Genomic DNA, 13,454 nt, shown 5'->3' on the forward strand with positions numbered 1-13,454 from the left:
TGCTAAAGCGCAAATTACTTTTTGGCCGCAGCTATTTGTGCCGCTACTTCAGCAGCAAAATCTTCTTCTTTCTTCTCGATGCCTTCGCCTACTTCCAAACGAATGAAAGACACAGCTTTAGCACCATGTTGCTTCAGGAAGTCACCAGTAGAGATAGCAGGATCTTTAACAAATGGCTGACCAGTCAAGCTCACTTCACCGGTAAATTTAGCCATACGGCCTGCAACCATCTTCTCAGCGATTTCTTGTGGTTTGCCACTGTTTACCGCGATATCGATCTGGATTTGACGCTCACGCTCTACCACTTCGGCAGACACATCTTCCGGGTTGACATAACCTGGGTTGTTCGCTGCAATGTGCATAGCAACATCTTTACCGATGTCTTCGTTACCGCCTTCCAGCACGGCTAATACACCAATACGGCCAGAGTGGATGTACTGGCCGATAACGGCGCCTTCCACTACAGCGATACGACGAACATTGATGTTTTCACCAATTTTAGCTACCAGAGTCGCACGGGTATCTTCAACTGAAGTACCGTTTAAATCTGCGGCTAACAGGGCTTCAACGCTATGAATGCTGTTAGCCTGAGCTAAATCAGCTACGCTATTAGCAAACGCCAGGAAGCTGACATCACGTGCCACGAAATCGGTTTCACAGTTGAACTCGATAGCAATACCAACACCGTTTGCCACGCGAGTTAAAATTACGCCTTCAGCAGCAATACGGCCGGCTTTCTTAGCTGCTTTAGCCAGACCGCTCTTACGCATCGCATCAATTGCCGCTTCGATATCACCGGCAGTTTCTTCTAAAGCTTTTTTACAATCCATCATGCCAGCGCCAGTGCGCTCGCGAAGTTCTTTTACTAAAGCGGCGGTTACAGCCATGGGAGCTTCCTCGTAATAAATTCGGTTAGACAAACAGGGGCGTGCTGCCCCTGTTGCAAAGTTTTTGTGTCAGGCTGCGGCAAACACCGCAGCGCTCAACAAAAGTTATTCTGCTTCAACGAAAGCTTCGGCTTCAGCCACAACTTCGATGTTTTTGTCACGACCTTCCTGGATCGCCTGACCAACGGCTGCCAGATATAACTGGATAGCACGGATGGCGTCGTCGTTGCCCGGGATTACGTAATCAACGCCCTTAGGATCAGAGTTAGTATCAACAATAGATACTACCGGGATACCCAGGTTGTTGGCTTCTTTGATTGCAATGTGTTCATGGTCAGCGTCGATCACGAACAGTACGTCTGGTAAACCGCCCATGTCCTTGATACCGCCCAAGCTCTTTTCCAGCTTGTCCATTTCACGGGTACGGTCTAAAGCTTCTTTTTTGGTCAGCTTGTCAAAAGTACCGTCCTGGCTTTGCGCTTCCAGATCTTTTAAACGTTTGATTGACTGACGCACCGTTTTCCAGTTGGTTAACATGCCGCCTAACCAGCGGTGGTTAACATAAAACTGATCAACTTTGCCGGCAGCTTCTTTAATCGCTTCTGAGGCAGCGCGCTTGGTGCCAACAAACAAAATTTTACCTTTTTTAGCAGCAACTTGCTGAATGAACGCTAAAGCGTCGTTCATCATAGGTACTGTCTGCTCAAGGTTGATGATATGAACTTTATTACGGGCACCGAAAATGAATGGCTTCATTTTTGGGTTCCAGTAACGGGTTTGGTGACCGAAGTGCACGCCCGCCTGGAGCATGTCGCGCATAGAAACTTTTGCCATGATATAATATTCCTATTAAGGGGTTAGGCCTCCATGCATCCCATATCCCGACTCTTGCCTATTGGCTAAAGCACCCCGGTATATGTGTCGATGCATGTGTGTTATGTTTTAAGTTATCGCTAAGTTGGCAATCAATTTGTCTATCTCATAACCGGAAGTTCTGAATAATCAGCACTCCGACAGCAACAACTGCAGCTAAAAAGCTACAAGCGCAGCCAAAAGACAAGTACAATGCGATTTGCTAAATTGCGGCGCGCTTTATACCATAGTAAGCCAGTAAACACAATTAAATGTGTCATTTTGCAGCAATCAGCATGTTTATTTTATAGCAGTCAGCAACCAAAGAGGCAGTCCATGACAGCGAGCATCAAAACCCCGGCAGAAATTGAAAAAATGCGCGTAGCAGGGCGTCTCGCCGCAGAAGTACTGGAAATGATTGAACCCTATGTTGTTGCCGGCGTAACCACTGATGAGCTCAATAGCCGCTGTCACGATTACATTACTCAGGTGCAACAGGCGATACCGGCGCCACTGAATTATCACGGCTTTCCTAAATCCATTTGTACCTCCGTCAATCAGGTGATTTGTCATGGTATTCCCAATGATAAAGCGCTAAAAGACGGCGACATCATCAATATCGACATCACTGTGATTAAAGATGGCTATCATGGCGATACTTCCAGAATGTTTGTCGTCGGCCAGCCCTCTATTCTTGCCGAGCGTTTAATTAAGGTCACGCAAGAAGCCATGTACCTCGGTATCCGCAAGGTAAAAGATGGCGTGAAATTAGGCGATATCGGTTTTGCCATTCAGCAACACGCAGAAAAACACAGCTATTCTGTGGTACGCGAATACTGTGGCCATGGCATAGGGGCAGTGTTTCATGAAGACCCTCAGGTATTGCACTATGGCCGCCCTGGTACAGGCGAAACCCTGCGCAGCGGTATGTGCCTGACCATAGAGCCGATGATTAACGCCGGTGCCCGCCACAGTAAATTACTGAAAGACGGCTGGACTGTAGTAACTAAAGATCGCAGCTTATCGGCGCAGTTTGAGCACACTATACTGGTGACCGATAGCGGCTGTGAAATTCTGACCTTACGTGCCGATGACACTATAGAGCGGCTGGTCATTGCCGATTAATCCGGCTGAGTAACCGGGCTTATTGACTGGGCCAATTCTAAGGTCATTACAGGAGTATATTGTGACGCAAGTAATCAGCTTTAACCGGGCCCTGCCTGCCAGCTACTCGCTTGAGTCTTACAAAAAGCATTTTGCGGAATTTCATGACTGGCTGATCCGCAGCTTTGATACGCAACCTATAAATAATCTCGTTAAGGCCCGTGCCCGCTTTATTGATCAAGTGCTGGTGGAGCTTTGGCAGCATTGTGGCCTGGCCAAAGAAGCCGATTTAGCGCTGATAGCTGTCGGCGGCTATGGCCGTGGCGAATTGCATCCTTACTCCGATATTGATTTATTGCTACTCAGTGCTCGCTCGCCGGGTCGGGCTCAGCAAGAAGCCATTGCCAACTTTATTACCACCTTGTGGGATTTGCGCCTGGAAATTGGCCACAGTGTCCGCACTGTTAAAGAATGCATCAGCCTTGGCAGAGACGACATTACTATTGCCACCAATTTACTGGAAATGCGCCAGCTTACCGGCAGCAAGCCTTTATACGAACAGCTACAGCAGGCACTAAATGCCGATGGTTTATGGAGCAGCCAACGCTTTTTTCAGGCCAAGCGCCACGAACAACAGCAACGTCATGCCCAGTACCATGGTACTGCCTATAATCTGGAACCCAACTTAAAAGCCAACCCCGGTGGTTTACGCGATATTCAAACCATAGGCTGGGTGGCTAAAAAGCATTTTAACACCCGTACCATGCGTGAATTAGTCGCCTATCAGTACCTGACAGAAGATGAATATCAGGAACTGATGGAGTGTGAAGCCTATTTGTGGCAAATGCGCTTTGCCTTGCATCTAGAAGCCGGGCGCAATGAAAACCGACTGTTATTTGATTATCAGCCCGCCGCCGCACAGCGCCTGGGGTTTGGCGCTGATGGCAAAGCCTCGGTTGAGCGCATGATGAAACGGTTTTTTCGCACCGTGCAACGGGTCAGTGAACTGAACGAAATGCTGCTGCAGCATTTTGAAGGCAGTATTTTACAAGCACCACAAAGTGGCAAGGTTCAGCTGCTGGATGATTACTTTGAATTAAACGGTCATCTGATTAAAGCGCTCGACAATGCTATTTTTGCCCGGCGCGATAACCTGCTGCGCCTGTTTTGGCATATTGCTAATAATTCCAATATCACCGGCATACACTCCACCACGCTGCGCTTATTGCGCCAGGTGCGCCGCCGCTTAATGGGTGACTTACAAGATTACGAAGCGTGCCGTCAGCTATTTATGGCCTTGCTGCGCCACCCGCGCGGTATGGACAAAGCCATTACGCTGATGCACCGCTATGGCATACTGGCCGCTTATCTGCCGCAATGGCGCAACATTGTTGGCCAGATGCAATTTGATTTATTTCATGCCTACACCGTGGATGAACATACCCACCGCTTACTGAAAAACCTGTATAAATACAGCCAGCCTGAGCACGAGAGTGAGTTTCCGCTGTGTACTGATATTGTCAGGCGTATGGAAAAACCCGAACTGCTGTATTTAGCCGGTATTTTTCATGATATCGCTAAAGGCCGCGGTGGCGATCACTCTGAGTTGGGCGCGTTGGATGCCCGTGAGTTTGCCAAGTTGCATAAGCTGAGTGAGTTTGACAGTAAACTGATCGCCTGGCTGGTCGAGCATCACCTGTTAATGTCGGTTACCGCCCAGCGCCGAGATATTCATGATCCAGCAGTGGTAGCCGAGTTTGCCGAAAAAGTGCGCGATGAAACCCGCTTAAATTATTTGTATTGTCTGACACTGGCCGATATCCGGGCCACCAACGATAACCTGTGGAATGACTGGAAAGGCTCTTTGCTACGTGAGTTGTTTCTGGCCACCCAAAAAGCCTTTCGCCGTGGCCTGGAAAAACCGATGGATCTGCGCGATCTTATCCGCGAAAATCAGGCCGAAGCCCTGCGTTTGCTGATCAAGCAAACCTTTATTGAAAGCGAAGTGCTACTGCTGTGGAGCCGCATTAAGGCCGATTACTTTGCCCGTTACAGCCCGAAACAAATTGCCTGGCATTGCGAACATATATTACGGCATAAAGATCTTTCTTCGCCACTGGTACTGGTCAGCAAGGCCCCCATAAAAGGTGGCACCCAGGTGTTTGTCTATACCCGCGATGTGCCCGGTTTGTTTGCCCGCATGGTCAGCGCACTCGATAGCAAAAAGGTCAATATTTTTGATGCCCAGATAATGACCAACAAAGACGGTTTTGCCATGGATACCTTTGTTATTCTTGAGCAAAATGGTGACAGCGTCAGCTCCCCTACCCGCCAGCAAAGTATTAAGCGCGCGTTGGAATTACATATCAGTGGCAAACCCGACTTATCGCGGCAAAAACCGCGTTTATCACGGCAGATGCGCCAGTTTAATGTACCGCCCAAAGTAGCCTTTTTAAGTGGCAGTACCAAGCATCGTACTATAGTAGAAATTGCCGCACTGGATACCCCGGGCTTACTGGCCAGTATTGCCGGAGTATTTCAGCACTGCGGCTTAAATATTCATGCCGCTAAAATCACCACAATTGGTGAGCGCGCCGAAGATTTTTTTATGTTATCTAACGCAGAGGACGACGCTTTAACGGCAGAACAACAAAGTCAGTTAAAACGCGCTCTGATCTCACAACTCTCCCAGGAAACAGAAGGCTAGACTATTATTATGTCCGAGTTAAAACACCTTATCGAACAAGCGTTTGAACAACGTGCCACTATTACCCCCAGCACTGTCAGCCCAGAGCTGAAACAAGCAGTGGAGCAAGTACTGGCGATGCTGGATAACGGCAGCGCGCGGGTGGCAGAAAAAATTGCCGGCGAGTGGGTGGTGCATCAGTGGCTGAAAAAAGCCGTATTGCTGTCGTTTCGGATCAACGATAACGAAGTGATGGATGGCGCTGAAAACCGCTTTTTTGATAAGGTGCCAATGAAGTTTGCCAACTACAGTGCCGAGCAATTTAAAGCTGAAGGCGTGCGTATAGTGCCGCCTGCCGCGGTACGCCGCGGCAGCTACATTGGTAAAAACGTGGTGGTGATGCCGTCTTACGTCAATATCGGCGCCTATGTCGGCGAAGGCACTATGGTCGACACCTGGGCCACAGTGGGTAGCTGTGCGCAAATTGGTAAAAATGTGCATTTATCTGGCGGTGTCGGTATCGGTGGCGTGCTGGAACCATTACAGGCTAACCCTACGATTATCGAAGATAACTGTTTTATTGGCGCGCGCTCAGAAGTGGTGGAAGGCGTCATCGTCGAAGAAGGCGCTGTGCTGTCGATGGGCGTTTATATCAGCCAGAGCACCCGCATCTATGACCGGGAAACCGGCGAAGTGAGTTACGGCCGGGTACCGGCAGGCGCGGTAGTGGTTCCGGGTACTATACCGGCAAAAGATGGCAGCCATAGTTTATACGCCGCTATCATTGTAAAGAAAGTCGATGCCCAGACCCGCGCCAAAGTGGGTATTAATGCGCTATTACGCAGTATTGAAGACTAAGCACAGAAAAGGCTTTAAGCACCAGGCAATCATTTAATTGCCTGGTGCTATAGCTGTTTGACAGCGTCAGAAATGCTCGGCAAGCCAGGGCAAGGCAACATCTTCTGCTTGCAGGGTTTCACCGGCATCCACTTGCAGCATAGGCGCCACCGGGGTGGCTTGTAACTCTTGCATCAGTTCAAACAATTGCCGGCCGGCAGCACAAAAGGTGTCACCGTAGCTGCTATCCCCCATCGCAATTACCGCGAATTGCTTAGTAGGCAGTAACGGGAAGCGATTTTTTAACTCCAGATAAAAAGGGAACAGATTATCCGGGATATCGCCCTGCCCAGTGGTGGAGCTAATCAACAGCCAGCAGTCGGCATCAAATTCCAGTACTTCATCCAGCGTAGCTTCAGTTAGCCAATGCGCATCATGGCCTTTTTCCGTTAATAACTGCAGCGCCTGCTCTGCCACAAATTCCGCGCCGCCATAGACACTACCGACCATCAATGCAATTTTACTCATGTCTTCTCCACTAAAAATTCACTAAAACATTGTTGATAATACCCAGCGTCGGTTGGCCAGTCAAAGCGCTGCAACAGCGGCACAAAGTCGGTTAAATGAGCAGTAAAGTGCAACGGCTCAGCAGTTAACGGATGCTTAAGCCGCAAGGTATAGGCCATTAACATTAAGCGCGGGCAATGCAGCTGCTGTTTAAAAAACGCATTATGTTTGCCATCACCATGGCTGGTATCGCCAATAATAGGGTGGCGCAGGTGCGCCAGATGCCGGCGCAACTGGTGTTTACGGCCGGTTAATGGCTGCAGTGCCACCAGCGCATAACGACTGCTGGCATAACGGCCCACGGCAAAGGGTAATTCTACCTGCTGCAAAGGCTGGTAACGGGTTAGCGCTTGTTGTGCTGCTTTATCATCGTGGCTGAATTTATCGGCTATATCATCCAGCTGCCGGCTTAATGGGTAATCCAACTCACCTGCCTCATTAATAAAACCGCGAACCAGCGCCAGGTAACCTTTTTGCCACAAGCCTGCCTGGTTTTGCTCTGACAGCAAACGCGCGACTTCTGAGGATAACGCAAACACCAACACCCCTGAAGTAGGCCGGTCCAGCCGATGTACCGGATACACATGCTGCCCCAGTTGGTCGCGCAGGGTTTGCATCACAAACAGGGTTTCATGCTTATCTAAAAAAGAGCGGTGCACCAGCATACCGGCCGGTTTATCAATGACCACCAGGGCATGATCCTGATATAAAATCGGTAATATGGGTGCGCAGCTTAATTCTGGTTCAGCCATGCATCTAATCTCTTAATCGCCGCCAGCAAAGGCGCCAACTGCTGCGACTGCCCGGCAAAAGCCAGCTCAGCATAGGGAAATATCGCGATTTTATCCGGTAACGCCATGTTAGCATCGAGCAGAGCCTGCATTCTTGGCAACAGCACAAACTCTAACCACTGTGGCAAGGACAAGGTATCGCAACAAAAAGGCGCCACACTGGCTAGAGCCTGCGCTGAAGGCGGTGTGCCACTCCACAAGCCCGCCTGTTTTAACTCTGTTTCTATATTCTGCAGTAAGGTTTGCACCTGAGACGACATGAGCACCCTGTTTAGGCAAAGGCTGATTGCTTAAAAAGGCTATTCTAGCATAAGCATGACGCTTTACAGTCTGCAGATGATAGTTCAGCAGGGATTCACGCCCTGCCCTCTATACCTTGTTTGTGCTCAAGCATGAAAACAAGGAATCACCATGAAAATACTGCTAAGTGCCTTACTGTTATTCACTACTATCAGCCTTAACGCTGAACAAGCGGTTATTACCACCACAGAGCAACATGGCAACGCACAAAGCGGCACCATGAGTGAAACTTCCGGACTGGTTAGTTCGCAAAGTTACAGCACCGATGTCTGGTTTCACCGGCTGGAGTTGGAGTTAACGGGTGACATTAACAACAACGGCTTCTTCCATAGGCTGTATTTGAGGTTTGATGCTGACACCAATCGCGCCAGCCAGCCGGTATGGGCTGAGTTTAGCTTGCAACGCCCAGGCCGGGCAGAGCAACGCTTTCATGTCAGCTCAATATTTTGGTTATACCGTCAAAGCCGCAATGACTGGTTTGCCATTGACACCATTTTTGAACATGACTATGCCACCGCTTATTACGATGTCATTATCCGGTTGTATGATGCTAATACCGGCTGGTTACTGGCCGAAATATCCGGCTATGATGAAATAATTCTGGCTGATCTGCCGCTGGAAGATCTGCAACGCGATCAGCCGTTATTGGTTGTGGTAGAAAGCTACGGGGGCAGCCTGGGTATCTTTGTGCTGTTTGGGCTGGGGTTGCTGTTTTATCGTCAGTACCTGTATGGTCGTCGTTTCCATAGAAAAAGCACATTTACTGAGTAAGCGGTGCTCTCCTTATATTGTAAAACTGCCGCTAAGGCCACATGATAAGCGTTCATCGATTTGGAGAGCCTATGACCTCAGTCTGGTTAATTTTATTACTGGTCAGTATTATGTATCTGTTTTGGCTGCAGCGAAAACAAGATGAACGTGCTTTGCTGCTGGCCCGGCAATTGTGCAAACAACAAGAACTGCAATTACTCGATTGTGGCCGAAATCGCCACTGCTGGCGCAAACAGTCGGGTAAATGGCGCTGGTTAACCCTGTATCAGGTTGATTTTAGTGCCGACGGTGAAAGCCGTTATCAGGCCGAATTGCTGCTCAGCGGTTTACGGCTGGCGGCCTTTAACCTGCCGCCGCACCGTATCTAAGCGGAATTGGCGTTAACCCTGGCGCGGCCTGAACATCAGGCTGCCGCTCACGCTACCAAATTCCAGTTCAGCCACCGTTGTGTAACTGTCATCATTAAAAAAACTCAGGTACTTGGGTAGCGTGACAAAAACCCCTATACCGGCTGATGCCGCATCCCGATCAACAAGGCTATCAACAGCATGGATCAAATAATGCCCCAAACCAAGATGTTGATATTTAGGTAATACAGCAATAAAGGCTAACATATGATAGCGCTCTGCCGGCATAGCAGCATGAATTTTTTGCTCTTTAGCTAATAACTGTTTAGTCGAAACAAAACCCGCGGTCAGCAACATCTTCAGCCGCCAGTGCCACAAACGGTTAGCTCCGACCCCTGAATCTGGGCCTGTTACACAGGCCACACCAAGCAACTGTTCACCACTGAAAATACCCACTATTGGCTGATTAGCCTGCCAAAAGGTATTGAGTTCTTCTCGAATGGCTGCACGCAGCCTGGCATCGTATTCTGAAGTATCGGCACGGAAAATTTGCATAAACAGCGGATCATCATGATAGGACTGATACAACACAGAGGCGGCCAGTTTCAGTTCTTCACCATTTAGCAATGTAGCTTTTATATTGCTGGTATCTAATTCAAGGGGTTGGGCGGACATAGCAGACATCCTGATTATTGTTGTTATTTTCATCACAATATCAGTGCCGTTCAGACTTGCCAAGCGCTTATAGCAGTGATAATGGAACTTTGCAGCAAGGCTGAGCTCTACCAGCTATGCTTAACCAATAAGCTTAGCTGCATCTTTTCTCAACAAGAGTTCATTTTCTTAAGGAGGCGACATGGACACCAGTAGTCATAACTTATCGACGTTGTTTGCGCAGTTTGGGCTGGATAGTGAGCCTGAGGCCATTGACAAATTTGTGCAGCAACACCGCTTGCATGCGCAGACCAGCTTGTCTGATGCGCCTTTCTGGAATCAGGCGCAAGCCAGTTTTATAAGAGAAGCCTGGCGCGCAGATTCAGATTGGGCTGAAGTGATAGATGAGTTAAACAGCTTGCTGCATTAGCAGCAAGCCAGGATGACAATGACACTCAGGTTGTTATAAATACTGGTAAGCTTTATCGCCCCAGCCGCTTAACAAATTATGTTTAAATACCAGCGGGGTGCATTCATCTTTACTGGTAACACCATCACTTTTAACGTGGTGAGTGCGGTAAAACAGCACTAATACTGTCTTGCCGTCCTTTTCAAAGCTTTCAACAAAATCCGGGGTACCCAATAACGCACGCACCTCATCTACAGATAAGCCAGGGCTAAACTGATTTATCTGCTGCTGGTTAAAATTCTGGGTCTTACGCCATTGTTCATCTGAACTGCTTCTCAGCTCTTTATCGCCAATAGCCACCACACAACCACTTAAACTTACCACTACTATTGCTGCTACCACGACGTTAGCCAGCTTAACCTTAGCACTCATCTGTTGCTCCTTCTCGTTATATCTCTTTTATGTACATGGTTAGATGTACATTGTCATACCCAAACTTGAGTAAGCTAATAAAGCAAGGCGAGTGCCAATTTTAAAATATATAAAAATCAATGTTTTACATTATAAGGCTTTTCGCCATGCCCTAAATGATGGTAGTTTTAACGATATTTTAGTGATTTTGGCGACCTTAATGTCTAGCCCACTGCAACTGTTACAACATACCGCCGCCAGTTTGCTGCGGCAGGGTAAAACGCCCAGTCTGGCGTTATTTAAAGCCAGGCTGGCCAGCCAACTCAATGGCCCTGAGTTATTCGCCGCCTATCAGCAATGGCGGCAATTGCCCAGTGCGGAGCAAGCCGTGGCCGGCCCATACATCGACAGCGCCCTGCCAGCCGCTGAACCAATGCCATCAGCACAGCAAGCGCAACTAGATCGCATTGAAGCCAAGCTCGACCAGCTGTTACATCTGTTGCAGCAAAACCAAGAGCAGCCTGATGTATCTGGCTGAACTGCGCTTTAAGATTATCGCTGACACCCAGTTAGCCCTTGCAGAGCAGGCCATTCGCGGTTATCTGGAAGCCTTAATTTTTAATGGTCAAGTACTGGGACGGGAATTTCCTACGGCGTTACAACAGACGGCATTTGTCAGCCGGGTAGTGATACCCCAAACTACCGCCTTACACCGTCATTGCCACAGCCAGCAAGGTCTGCAACAGCTGCAACGACTGGCCAGCGCCGGTTTAGGGTATCCACAGTTAACAGTACTGGGTGAAGACTTAATGTCGCAGCATACCAGCCCCACTGAGGCACCAGCAGCGCTTATTATGTTTAGTACCTTTGCTGATAACTGCTCAATACTGCGCTGTATCGAACACTTTGCGCCAGTGCCGCTATACCGTTTTGCGCCAGTTGATGCTATTGATCATCAACCGCTGATCCGCTGGCAAATTCAGTTTCAGGCATTAGATGAGATACAGTCGCAGCAAAACCGGGTGTTGCCTAAAGTGGCTGAAAACAGCTTGCAGCAGTTGCATAGTAAGCTTAATCGTCAGGGACGATCTTTAGCTAATGCCATCAGTCAACGCAATAAGCTCCCTGTGTATTACGCGCTCTATAGTGGCAGCAGCAGTAACTGCGCCACAGAGGCAGCCAAACCCTGCCCTGGCTGCGCAGCACCTTGGCGCTTAGCCGAGCCGCTGCATCAGATTTTTGATTTTAAATGTGAGCAGTGCCGGTTACTGGGTAACATCGCCTGGGATTGCCAAGCGTAATTTGCAATCATATCAATAGGTTAGTCAAAATCCGGGCTATAAGGAGCTGGCCGCAACTGATTAAGAAAGTCAGCAAGATTGTCTGCCACTTTTTGCTGCACATCTTTACCAACAGACTCCAGATATACCTCACCGGTCGCGTTTAATACCGAGAGCATAATGTTGTCATCTTCTGTCACCGCAAAAAATACCGTTTCACGCTGTTTTAAGCGCCGTTTCATTATTAAATGACCAATAATATTTTCCTGCAAACGGGGTAAGTCAGCCGCACTCCACACCATTAATAACGCCAGTTTACCGCGCTGATGGTCGGCTGCCAGGTTGGCACCATAATACTGGCTATAAAATTGTTTGATATCAGGGTGTAACTCGCACTCCAACGCCAGCTCAACATTACTGAAATCAGCGGCAGGTTGCTGCAACACTGGCTGCCACTCTACCTGTTGTTCGTCAATGCGGCGCACTATACAGGGCGAGCTGTCGTCTTGCTGGGCCCAGCAACACATCTTAATATTTTGCTGTTGGTGCCACTCATTGCTGGCTTCAACAAAATGGCTGTATGCTTTGCTTAATAACACTGTCTACTCCGCCGTTTAACTATGCTAAAATTTAGCGCATTGTAACTGTAATGAGCAAACGATGACACAGAGTCCATCCGATATACTTGCCAGCCTGAGTCTGGGCAAAATCACCGCCTACGCCGAATTTTATGATGCCAAGCTGCTGCAAGCCGTGCCTCGGAGCATGGGCCGCGATGCATTGGGTTTATCAGCCAATGCGCTGCCTTTTGTCGGTCAGGATATCTGGCATGCTTACGAAGTATCCTGGCTCAATGCTAAAGGTAAACCTATGGTAGCACTGGCGACCTTTGTGGTGCCGGTAAGCTCGCCTAATCTTATAGAGTCTAAATCTTTCAAACTGTATCTAAATAGCTTTAATCAAAGCCGCTTTGCCGATTTGGGCCAGGTCTATCAACACCTGCAACGTGATTTATCGGCCTGTGCTGGTGCACCTGTTACGGTGAGTCTGCACAATGTTAATGAAATCATGGCTTTTCAGCCCACCTGGATCCCCGGCATTTGCCTGGATGAGCAAGACATCAATGTCGAGCATTATCAATATGATCCGGGTTTACTCAGTGGTCAGGGATCGGACAAGATCATTGAAGAAAAGCTGCATTCGCACCTGTTAAAATCAAATTGTTTGATCACCAACCAACCCGATTGGGCCAGTGTATTTATTCATTATAGGGGCCGGGCTATTAACCATGAAGGCCTGTTACGCTATTTGATTAGCTTTCGCAGCCATAATGAGTTTCACGAACAATGTATTGAACGCATTTTCTGTGATATCTGGCATCGTTGTCAGCCAACATTTCTGGCCGTGTATGCCCGCTATACCCGCCGTGGCGGTCTGGATATTAACCCACTGCGCAGTAGTGAAGCCTATACGGCTCCGGCCATTCGTCTGAGCAGACAATAACCCGTACCCGCAACTGTAACCTTTCTTGCCAAAGCACAGTTTTTACTGTGACTTG

17 protein-coding genes are annotated in these 13,454 nt (G+C 48.6%); 9 read left to right on the forward strand and 8 right to left on the reverse strand.

Going from position 1 to position 13,454, the window contains the following annotated elements; genetic code table 11:
* Window positions 1–14: 14 nt before the first annotated feature.
* Window positions 15–887: a translation elongation factor Ts gene (tsf, locus tag V7D78_RS00925; protein ID WP_333606542.1), complete on the reverse strand. Its 873-nt coding sequence runs from the start codon at window positions 885–887 to the stop codon at window positions 15–17.
* Between the two features lie 105 nt (window positions 888–992).
* Window positions 993–1,721 carry a 30S ribosomal protein S2 gene (gene rpsB / locus V7D78_RS00930; protein ID WP_333606543.1) on the reverse strand — a complete coding sequence of 243 codons (729 nt, stop codon included), beginning with the start codon at window positions 1,719–1,721 and terminating at the stop codon, window positions 993–995.
* 354 nt (window positions 1,722–2,075) lie between these two features.
* On the opposite strand from rpsB, the gene map reads away from it, so the two are divergent.
* The 3 genes from map (at window position 2,076) to dapD (ending at window position 6,387) form a co-directional block, all read left to right on the forward strand.
* Window positions 2,076–2,864, forward strand: a complete 789-nt coding sequence (map, locus tag V7D78_RS00935) for a type I methionyl aminopeptidase (RefSeq protein WP_333606544.1) — start codon at window positions 2,076–2,078, stop codon at window positions 2,862–2,864.
* A gap of 61 nt (window positions 2,865–2,925) precedes the next feature.
* Window positions 2,926–5,550 carry a [protein-PII] uridylyltransferase gene (gene glnD, locus V7D78_RS00940; RefSeq protein WP_333606545.1) on the forward strand — a complete coding sequence of 875 codons (2,625 nt, stop codon included), beginning with the start codon at window positions 2,926–2,928 and terminating at the stop codon, window positions 5,548–5,550.
* A gap of 9 nt (window positions 5,551–5,559) precedes the next feature.
* Entirely contained in the window at window positions 5,560–6,387 is an 828-nt protein-coding gene (gene dapD, locus V7D78_RS00945) for a 2,3,4,5-tetrahydropyridine-2,6-dicarboxylate N-succinyltransferase (RefSeq protein ID WP_333606546.1), read from the forward strand.
* A gap of 66 nt (window positions 6,388–6,453) precedes the next feature.
* On the opposite strand, the gene V7D78_RS00950 is transcribed toward dapD, so the two are convergent.
* Genes V7D78_RS00950 through V7D78_RS00960 form a run of 3 tightly spaced genes read right to left on the reverse strand, consistent with a single transcriptional unit; the run spans window position 6,454 to window position 7,984 of the window.
* The gene (locus V7D78_RS00950; protein ID WP_333606547.1) at window positions 6,454–6,894 is read right to left on the reverse strand and encodes a flavodoxin; all 441 of its coding nucleotides are present in this window, start codon (window positions 6,892–6,894) and stop codon (window positions 6,454–6,456) included.
* The gene (gene truC / locus V7D78_RS00955) at window positions 6,891–7,685 is read right to left on the reverse strand and encodes a tRNA pseudouridine(65) synthase TruC (RefSeq protein WP_333606548.1); all 795 of its coding nucleotides are present in this window, start codon (window positions 7,683–7,685) and stop codon (window positions 6,891–6,893) included. Before truC ends, V7D78_RS00950 begins: the two co-directional genes overlap by 4 nt.
* A complete protein-coding gene (locus V7D78_RS00960; protein ID WP_333606549.1) occupies window positions 7,667–7,984 on the reverse strand; it encodes a YqcC family protein in 318 nt (105 codons plus the stop codon). The genes truC and V7D78_RS00960 overlap by 19 nt, the downstream gene beginning before the upstream one ends.
* A 151-nt stretch (window positions 7,985–8,135) precedes the next feature.
* Between V7D78_RS00960 and V7D78_RS00965 the strand changes: the two genes are divergently transcribed.
* Both V7D78_RS00965 and V7D78_RS00970 read left to right on the forward strand, forming a co-directional pair.
* Complete coding sequence (locus tag V7D78_RS00965; protein WP_333606550.1) at window positions 8,136–8,795, forward strand: choice-of-anchor H family protein; 660 nt, start codon at window positions 8,136–8,138, stop codon at window positions 8,793–8,795.
* A 71-nt stretch (window positions 8,796–8,866) separates the two neighbouring features.
* Complete coding sequence (locus V7D78_RS00970; RefSeq protein ID WP_333606551.1) at window positions 8,867–9,163, forward strand: DUF3301 domain-containing protein; 297 nt, start codon at window positions 8,867–8,869, stop codon at window positions 9,161–9,163.
* 12 nt (window positions 9,164–9,175) lie between these two features.
* Here the strand turns inward: V7D78_RS00970 and V7D78_RS00975 are convergent, their stop codons facing one another.
* A complete protein-coding gene (locus V7D78_RS00975) occupies window positions 9,176–9,817 on the reverse strand; it encodes a GNAT family N-acetyltransferase (RefSeq protein ID WP_333606552.1) in 642 nt (213 codons plus the stop codon).
* A gap of 181 nt (window positions 9,818–9,998) precedes the next feature.
* On the opposite strand from V7D78_RS00975, the gene V7D78_RS00980 reads away from it, so the two are divergent.
* The gene (locus tag V7D78_RS00980; RefSeq protein WP_333606553.1) at window positions 9,999–10,226 is read left to right on the forward strand and encodes a DUF2789 domain-containing protein; all 228 of its coding nucleotides are present in this window, start codon (window positions 9,999–10,001) and stop codon (window positions 10,224–10,226) included.
* A 33-nt stretch (window positions 10,227–10,259) separates the two neighbouring features.
* On the opposite strand, the gene V7D78_RS00985 is transcribed toward V7D78_RS00980, so the two are convergent.
* Entirely contained in the window at window positions 10,260–10,637 is a 378-nt protein-coding gene (locus tag V7D78_RS00985; protein ID WP_333606554.1) for a DUF3192 domain-containing protein, read from the reverse strand.
* 199 nt (window positions 10,638–10,836) lie between these two features.
* On the opposite strand from V7D78_RS00985, the gene V7D78_RS00990 reads away from it, so the two are divergent.
* The gene (locus tag V7D78_RS00990) at window positions 10,837–11,154 is read left to right on the forward strand and encodes a hypothetical protein (RefSeq protein ID WP_333606555.1); all 318 of its coding nucleotides are present in this window, start codon (window positions 10,837–10,839) and stop codon (window positions 11,152–11,154) included.
* The gene (locus V7D78_RS00995; RefSeq protein WP_333606556.1) at window positions 11,141–11,917 is read left to right on the forward strand and encodes a DUF2310 family Zn-ribbon-containing protein; all 777 of its coding nucleotides are present in this window, start codon (window positions 11,141–11,143) and stop codon (window positions 11,915–11,917) included. The genes V7D78_RS00990 and V7D78_RS00995 overlap by 14 nt, the downstream gene beginning before the upstream one ends.
* Window positions 11,918–11,937: 20 nt before the next feature.
* Here V7D78_RS00995 and syd read toward each other — a convergent pair whose 3' ends face one another.
* On the reverse strand, window positions 11,938–12,495 hold the full coding sequence (syd, locus tag V7D78_RS01000) for a SecY-interacting protein (protein WP_333606557.1): 558 nt from the start codon (window positions 12,493–12,495) through the stop codon (window positions 11,938–11,940).
* Window positions 12,496–12,556: 61 nt separating this feature from the next.
* On the opposite strand from syd, the gene queF reads away from it, so the two are divergent.
* Complete coding sequence (gene queF, locus V7D78_RS01005) at window positions 12,557–13,399, forward strand: NADPH-dependent 7-cyano-7-deazaguanine reductase QueF (RefSeq protein ID WP_333606558.1); 843 nt, start codon at window positions 12,557–12,559, stop codon at window positions 13,397–13,399.
* The last annotated feature ends 55 nt before the right edge of the window (window positions 13,400–13,454 follow it).

The sequence above is a fragment of the Arsukibacterium sp. genome, from assembly GCF_036735525.1.
In the GTDB taxonomy this organism is placed as follows: Bacteria; Pseudomonadota; Gammaproteobacteria; order Enterobacterales; family Alteromonadaceae; genus Alishewanella.

Excerpts from the sequence above, each read along its gene's own strand:
- queF (WP_333606558.1), top strand. The coding sequence starts at position 12,557 with ATGACACAGAGTCCATCCGATATACTTGCCAGCCTGAGTCTGGGCAAA.
- V7D78_RS00990 (WP_333606555.1), top strand. The coding sequence starts at position 10,837 with ATGTCTAGCCCACTGCAACTGTTACAACATACCGCCGCCAGTTTGCTG.
- V7D78_RS00995 (WP_333606556.1), top strand. The coding sequence starts at position 11,141 with ATGTATCTGGCTGAACTGCGCTTTAAGATTATCGCTGACACCCAGTTA.
- V7D78_RS00970 (WP_333606551.1), top strand. The coding sequence starts at position 8,867 with ATGACCTCAGTCTGGTTAATTTTATTACTGGTCAGTATTATGTATCTG.
- dapD (WP_333606546.1), top strand. The coding sequence starts at position 5,560 with ATGTCCGAGTTAAAACACCTTATCGAACAAGCGTTTGAACAACGTGCC.
- truC (WP_333606548.1), bottom strand. The coding sequence starts at position 7,685 with ATGGCTGAACCAGAATTAAGCTGCGCACCCATATTACCGATTTTATAT.
- V7D78_RS00950 (WP_333606547.1), bottom strand. The coding sequence starts at position 6,894 with ATGAGTAAAATTGCATTGATGGTCGGTAGTGTCTATGGCGGCGCGGAA.
- V7D78_RS00965 (WP_333606550.1), top strand. The coding sequence starts at position 8,136 with ATGAAAATACTGCTAAGTGCCTTACTGTTATTCACTACTATCAGCCTT.
- rpsB (WP_333606543.1), bottom strand. The coding sequence starts at position 1,721 with ATGGCAAAAGTTTCTATGCGCGACATGCTCCAGGCGGGCGTGCACTTC.
- V7D78_RS00980 (WP_333606553.1), top strand. The coding sequence starts at position 9,999 with ATGGACACCAGTAGTCATAACTTATCGACGTTGTTTGCGCAGTTTGGG.
- V7D78_RS00975 (WP_333606552.1), bottom strand. The coding sequence starts at position 9,817 with ATGTCCGCCCAACCCCTTGAATTAGATACCAGCAATATAAAAGCTACA.
- V7D78_RS00985 (WP_333606554.1), bottom strand. The coding sequence starts at position 10,637 with ATGAGTGCTAAGGTTAAGCTGGCTAACGTCGTGGTAGCAGCAATAGTA.
- tsf (WP_333606542.1), bottom strand. The coding sequence starts at position 887 with ATGGCTGTAACCGCCGCTTTAGTAAAAGAACTTCGCGAGCGCACTGGC.
- V7D78_RS00960 (WP_333606549.1), bottom strand. The coding sequence starts at position 7,984 with ATGTCGTCTCAGGTGCAAACCTTACTGCAGAATATAGAAACAGAGTTA.
- map (WP_333606544.1), top strand. The coding sequence starts at position 2,076 with ATGACAGCGAGCATCAAAACCCCGGCAGAAATTGAAAAAATGCGCGTA.